Origin of the sequence: Rhodopirellula sp. JB055, from assembly GCF_043100905.1 — a bacterium.
GTDB lineage: Bacteria > Planctomycetota > Planctomycetia > Pirellulales > Pirellulaceae > Rhodopirellula.
The window spans coordinates 1-6,081 of record NZ_JBICHO010000139.1; the positions used below are offsets into that span (position 1 = coordinate 1).

Sequence of the window (6,081 nt, forward strand, 5' to 3'; positions counted from 1 at the left end):
TGACGATCTTCTGATTCTTGTTGATCCACTCGATCACACCTGACGCGGCGCGGCTGAAGGCTTGCACCATCGTGGTGACGCTGCCTTCGAGTGATTCACCGATCGCAATCGCCACGCCCTCGATGGAAGACTTCAGGATTCGGAACGCTCCGCCGAGTCCGCCTTCCATTTCCTCAGCAGTCTTGCCTGCGATCCCGCCAGCCTTTTGCAGCTCGGAATACAACTCGCGGGTATCGGCCACGCTCTTTCCAATCGAACTGGCAGCGGTGATGCCCAGCAGCCCGAACACCTCGTTCAGTTTCTCAGCCTTTTCGGCCGTTCCCATCTTCTCGGTTGCAGCAGCGACTTCGCCGAGAATGTCGACGAGTGATCGGGCATTGCCTTTCGCATCCTTGGTCGTGACGCCAAATGTGGTTTTGAATTTCTCCGATTCGGCGGCACTGATCGTCAGCAAACGACGCATCGCATTACCGGCCGATGAACCCTGGATACCCATATTGCCGAGCGTACCGAGGATCGCGAGTGTCTCTTCGAGACTCATGTTCGCATCGGCAGCGACGGGGCCGGCATAGGACAAAGCCTCGCCAAGAGATTCCACCGTGTTGAACGACTTGTTCGCCGCGGCGGTCAGGCCATCCGCAACCCGCGTTGCTTCGCCGGCTTCCATTCCGAACTGACGAATCGTCGCTGCCATGATGCCGGACGCCTGCGTCGCATCAGTTCCCGTCGCACGGGCCATGTTCATCACGGCCGCCGTCATCTTCTCGATCTGCTCCGGCTTGAATCCGGCGCGACCGAGTTCGGTCATTAGCGAGGCGACTTCGCTGGCAGAGTAACTGGTGGTTGCTCCGAGCTTCTTTGCCGTATTGCGAAGCGATTCAAGCTGCGATCCAGTCGCGTGTGTGATCGCGGCGACGCCTCGCATGGCATCGTCGAAGTTGGAGAAGATTTCGACGCTACCGGCCAATGGTGTTGCGGCAGCCGCGCCGAGTCCCATCAGTTTGGTGCCGAGCAACCGCGTTGACGCACCGAATGATTCCAATCGCTTTTGAGCGGATCGAAGACCTTTGACGAATGCTGAATCCTTGGTCAGCAATTCGACGTAGGCGGATCCGGCTCGGACTTGGGACATGGAGACTCGTTCTCACGGGGCTGGAAGACTGCGCCGAGTAGATGGGCGACTTGTTCAACAGTGGCTTTCACTGGAACCGGTCGAGTGACCGTGTAGGGATTGAAGTCATCGGGCTTAAACGGTTTTCGACGACGTTTGCGATCGCGATTGATCTCGGCCGTCAGTGCCATGACGCTCGATGCGATGTGCCAATCGTGCTGGCGTTTCGCTTCGGCCATTTGGACGAGTTGCCGAAGCGTCAGTGGTCCGGGGTCGACTCCGATGATGCCGGCGAGTCGGATGATGAGTCGCTCGATGTCTGCACCGCGAGCTTGCGTTCCAGGTCCTCCACAATCCGGTCCACCAGATTGGGATCGTCCAGTCGCTTCTCGATCGCTTCCAATCCCCGCGTCTCGATCATCTTCTGCTTGTCGGCCGCCTTCCGCAGAAGGCGGCGGCGGGACTCCGGGAAATACGCGACCAACGCATCCACCAATGCCTTGCAGGCTTCGTCGATCGAGTCGCCCGCCAGTCCCTCGGCGAACGCTTCGTCGTCAACGTCTTGTTGATCGGCTTGCGGTTTGCAGATCGCGAACAACACATCACCGAGCAACAACGGATCGCTGGAAAGTCGCGTGACAAGGTCGCCGTCGATCGCGTCCAGCAATCGCACGTCGGTGAGTGCCTTCACGCGGCGAAGCGTCGTATTGTCGATGTCAACGATCCAGACACGACCACGACGATCAATGAATTTCTGCATGGAGTTCCGTTCCGAGGATTACTTAGGGCGTTCCGCCACCAACGTTCATGCCGCTGCCAGACGAAGATTGGGTTGGCTTCAAGGTGACGTCGGCCGACACCACTTCTTCGAGGTTTTGATTGACATTGAAGTTCATGACTTCACAGGTCAGTGTCAGCGAACCACCAGCATCCGAAATGCCAACGTCAGTCGGCGTTCCGCTACTCCACAGTCCTTGCAGCATCCCAAACGCGGTGTCGCCGTTCTTGTTGAGCACCGTGAATTCGATCGACGCGTCTTTTAGAGTGCCGACTGTGGCTCGCCAGCCGTTGTTGTCACGAGTCGATGCGTCGGCTTCGGCCTTCTCGAGATTGACCGTCAAGTCCTTGACGTTCTTGATCTCGGCACCGTCGATCGTCAGGACGGCATCGAGACCGAGTTTCACTTCTGCTGACATGTTTCGATTCCATCCGTGGTCGAGAGACTATTTGACCGAGTCACGCCAGAACTTTGGCAGGCGTGCTTGATTGGCAATGAGGGCAGGTTTCATGAACGGGCGTGCGGGATAGCGGCGTGGTTTACTGGCTCCGCGGCGTTCGTTCTCTTCTTCTATTAGTCGTGTGGCTCGGCTGGCTTGGGCGATCGTTAGCAGTTTGATGCGGGCAAACTTGCCGGGCTGTTTTGCACGGATCGGCCCGAATTCGCCAACGCGAAACCGATGGCGTTTCAGTTTGCGTCGCTTCGTGACAACGCCACCGAACTCATGCAGGTTCCACAGCCGGCCGGCAATCTCGTTGACTGGGCCAATGACTGCCTCGCCGCGATCCCGATTGACTTCGTAGCGAAGCACACGACGTAGCATTCCAGTCGGTGAACTGGGCGGCGATCCTGGGTTGGATGGTTTCTTGCGTTTGCGGATCGATCGTTTGGCGGTCATCCGGATGGTGCCGGCCGCATGATTCATGCTTTTGAAGGTCGCTTGGTTGACCTTCTTTTTCAGTTGGGCCGGTGTGAATCGCACGCGAGCCCTGATGTGCATCATTTCGCCAGCTCAAACGTCAACGTCAGTAGGCTCGTGAATTGATTGAACTGGGTCCAGTGCTCGGAGGAGTACAGGACTGAGTTCTCGACCTTAACGCAGCGGGCTGCCACGAACGAATTGAGTCGTTTGAGCCTGAAGTAGTCGGCCAGTTCTTCGACAAAGAACACCAATGGGTCAATTTCCTTGGCATCGCCCTTGCTGAACTTCTTTTGGACGGCGACGTCGATCGTGGCATGGTATTTGTTCGATCCTCGATCGAGCGGGAGGTATTCCACCTCGCGAGGCACAACCGTGACTCGCAGTTCCTTCATGTCCTCGAGATCGAAGTTGGGAACGTAGAGTCGCTGAGCGGAGAGGTTGGTCTTGCTAAAGTCGCCGGTGTTGATTTCCGCGACGACGCTTTCGGCAATTTGAATGACGGTTGCAGGCGTTGCTGTCATGTGATCGTGTCAACCAGTTTGGTGTGGATGCGGAGTTTGACGCGGAATGGATCGCTGTATCGCCAAGGTGGCTCGTTGCCAATTGACATCAGCTCGTAAACGAATGTCGTGTCACCGTCGGTTTCGAGGATGCGATCGCCGCGGCGAGGCCAGGTGCCGATGTCGGATTGCAGCAAGTCCTTCGTGTTAATCAGAAAGTCTCGAACTTGAGCACGCGTGATGACGCCTTCGCCGTCGTCCTGTTCGTATTCTGATTTGCCAATCGTGGCGGACAGTTCGACGGAAACTTCGTCACGCTGGTACACCACGTCTCGCGAGGCATGTTTGGTCAGCTTTGCAGCTAACCAAGACTGGCCTCGATGCAGCATGTCACTCACGATTTACGGGGCTTCGATGCTGCTGTCGTTTTGGTCTGAAACAAGACGGTTGCCTTTGCGCCAAGCTCTTCACGCCAGGCTTCATCAGCTCGACGTTGATATTCGTCAGCGATCGCCTCTGCTTCTTCGCTAAGCTGCTGTTGCCGAAAGTTCGCTGGCCGTGTGAAGGACTGAACGAAGTTCGGGGTCGATGCGTCGCGATCTCGCTTTTTCGCCGGCAAAATCGCAAACGCGACCAAGACCAGGACGACGACGGTTGCAATTCCAAGAATCATGAGTTTTACAGGCCTCGTTTGATGAGAATGAATCCGAGCAACAGAACCGCCACAAAGATCAACGCGAGGGTGGCCAATTCACCGGCTCCCGCCCAAATCAATGCGTTGCGACCACTAGAGTCTCGGTCGAAGAGTCGATCGCGGTCGCCGTCACGATCCCGATCGAACGGCCGCCAAGTGTTGTCGACGGGTTCGATAGGGCAGTAACCATCGGGGCAGTCTTCGGACGAAAGCTGCATCGTTGGTGAGATCGCAGCGTCCCAGGAATAGCCTCGCGTCTTTAGCGCGCCGGTTCGTTGGGCCTGCCGCGTTTGTTGATAGAGTTCGTATCCGTGACGCAGATCGTCGAAGAGTTCACGAGCAGTTGACGGCAACATGGTGTGACCGGCCGCATGAACATGTCCGCCTGTCGAGTCCTGGAATAGCACCACAGGGAATTGATTTGCCGGGACAATGTCCGCATATCGCGTTCGATACAGTGCATTGGATTCAGTGTAGACCTGAAATGCACACTTCGATTTCAACTTCACCAGGTTTGGGTCCGTGTTGAACCAGTCAAGCAGACGCTGGCTTTTGGCGTCACTGGCAACGAACAAGGCGATTTGATAGCGATTCTTCGCTTGTTCGGGCGGCGTCACGGGTCGCGTGCTGCTCGACGCGGGGGTGACGATGATCGGAGCTGGAACCGTTGGAGCTGTTGGCACCACACGATAGGGCTGCACAATTCGATGCGGCTCCGCAGCGGGAATCGTGTTCGGCGGACAGGGCGGGCAGTAACCAGACTGCTGTTTCAGCTCGCCCTGTGCTTCCAAGTTGACACGCGAAGGTTGCGGCAACTGTTGGATTCGCGATCCAACCTCGCTTGTGGGCCGCGCCGGCGGCAAACGCCAGGAATCGCTCGTGTTAGCCGCCGGTGTTCGGTGCAACGCCGTGAACACCGCTCCGAGCATCACCGCATGCAGCACTGCGACTACAATCAGGCCGACGCTCAGCCGGATTCGGATTTCATCTTTCATCAATGACCTCGTAGCTTCGGTAGGGCAAGGAACTGGCGGGGTCTTCCATCACCGTCAGGGCGAACCCGCCGTAGCCGGCCCAAAGACGCACGAACTGTTCACGCGGTGTGAGTTCAAATCGGCCGGGATAGTTGTTGTCGAGAATGGCTGCGTATTGCCGGCCGTCGCGATTGACCCAGCCGACGAAGGTGCAGCAGTGAGCCGGCTTCCACCACAGAATCGCACCGCGCCGCGTCGCCGTTGCCCAGTCAAGGAAACGAGGATCCGCTTTGACGGTGTAGCTGTAGTCGATGTCCGCAGCATCAAGTCGGTTTCGCAATCGTGAATCCCATTCACCGTCGCTGTAGGTTGCTCGCCAACGCTCGCCGAGTTCAAACTCGTTGAGCCAACGAAGGTGATTCACCAGCGATGCGTGAACACAGCTACCTTGGTTGAGACGCCCCGTCCAATTTCGTTGATGCAACTGAGTGGGAAGATTGGCGATCGGTTGTTCGGGCGGAGGTGCCGGCAGCGAGCGGACTTGAACATCGCCCTCCGGCAAACAGCCCGTGCAAATCAGCAGCAAGCATGCGACGACAAGCGTGCGCAGTTTCGCTTCCATGCGAGGACCTCGTGTTGGGGTGGTTACTGAAGCAGTTTCACTTTGACGGTCAGTGAACTCGGTGGCGCGTCTTCAACCGCGATGCCGATCATCGAGTGTGCGTAAGCGTTTTTGATGACGTGGTGACTGATCTTGGACCAGTAAAGAATGGTGCCGGCGGGAATGTTGGTTGTCGGGTCTTTGACCACATCGAATACGCCAGCAACGGTGATGCTGCCGCGAGAGTTGGCACAGATGCCGAACTTGGCGACGCCGACCAGCTTGCCAAGGACAACGACATTGCCGGCCGGAATCTCAACGTCGGTGACGATCGGGACCGTCACGCCGTCGTGGACGTAGATCGCCCCGACGGGTGCGATGATGGGGTTGCTCACAGGTGGTCATCACTGGCTCAGGCGAACGCGAACGAAGTTGTCGGTCGGCGCGGCGTCAGCAACGACCTTGCCGAGTAACACCGATCCATCGGGCACTTCAGTGACG

10 protein-coding genes are annotated in these 6,081 nt (G+C 57.4%); all 10 read right to left on the bottom strand.

Annotated features, from left to right (window positions below; genetic code table 11):
- Window positions 1–1,132 (bottom strand): phage tail tape measure protein (locus ACF8AM_RS05740; protein WP_392554712.1); only part of this gene is annotated, 1,132 nt, incomplete at its 3' end.
- A gap of 238 nt (window positions 1,133–1,370) precedes the next feature.
- The gene (locus ACF8AM_RS05745; protein WP_145295068.1) at window positions 1,371–1,871 is read right to left on the bottom strand and encodes a hypothetical protein; all 501 of its coding nucleotides are present in this window, start codon (window positions 1,869–1,871) and stop codon (window positions 1,371–1,373) included.
- A gap of 22 nt (window positions 1,872–1,893) precedes the next feature.
- Window positions 1,894–2,307 (bottom strand): hypothetical protein, encoded by a 414-nt coding sequence (locus ACF8AM_RS05750; protein WP_146439901.1) that lies wholly within the window; start codon window positions 2,305–2,307, stop codon window positions 1,894–1,896.
- A gap of 27 nt (window positions 2,308–2,334) precedes the next feature.
- The gene (locus ACF8AM_RS05755; RefSeq protein WP_145295063.1) at window positions 2,335–2,892 is read right to left on the bottom strand and encodes a hypothetical protein; all 558 of its coding nucleotides are present in this window, start codon (window positions 2,890–2,892) and stop codon (window positions 2,335–2,337) included.
- Window positions 2,889–3,332 carry a hypothetical protein gene (locus ACF8AM_RS05760; protein ID WP_145295060.1) on the bottom strand — a complete coding sequence of 148 codons (444 nt, stop codon included), beginning with the start codon at window positions 3,330–3,332 and terminating at the stop codon, window positions 2,889–2,891. Before ACF8AM_RS05760 ends, ACF8AM_RS05755 begins: the two co-directional genes overlap by 4 nt.
- The gene (locus ACF8AM_RS05765; protein WP_145295058.1) at window positions 3,329–3,709 is read right to left on the bottom strand and encodes a hypothetical protein; all 381 of its coding nucleotides are present in this window, start codon (window positions 3,707–3,709) and stop codon (window positions 3,329–3,331) included. Before ACF8AM_RS05765 ends, ACF8AM_RS05760 begins: the two co-directional genes overlap by 4 nt.
- Window positions 3,706–3,984, bottom strand: coding sequence for a hypothetical protein (locus ACF8AM_RS05770; protein WP_145295056.1), 279 nt, complete (start codon window positions 3,982–3,984; stop codon window positions 3,706–3,708). Before ACF8AM_RS05770 ends, ACF8AM_RS05765 begins: the two co-directional genes overlap by 4 nt.
- Window positions 3,985–3,989: 5 nt before the next feature.
- Entirely contained in the window at window positions 3,990–5,000 is a 1,011-nt protein-coding gene (locus ACF8AM_RS05775; protein ID WP_145295053.1) for a hypothetical protein, read from the bottom strand.
- A complete protein-coding gene (locus tag ACF8AM_RS05780) occupies window positions 4,990–5,601 on the bottom strand; it encodes a hypothetical protein (RefSeq protein ID WP_146536989.1) in 612 nt (203 codons plus the stop codon). Before ACF8AM_RS05780 ends, ACF8AM_RS05775 begins: the two co-directional genes overlap by 11 nt.
- Before the next feature lie 23 nt (window positions 5,602–5,624).
- Window positions 5,625–5,975: a DUF2190 family protein gene (locus tag ACF8AM_RS05785; RefSeq protein ID WP_168565099.1), complete on the bottom strand. Its 351-nt coding sequence runs from the start codon at window positions 5,973–5,975 to the stop codon at window positions 5,625–5,627.
- Between the last annotated feature and the right edge of the window lie 106 nt (window positions 5,976–6,081).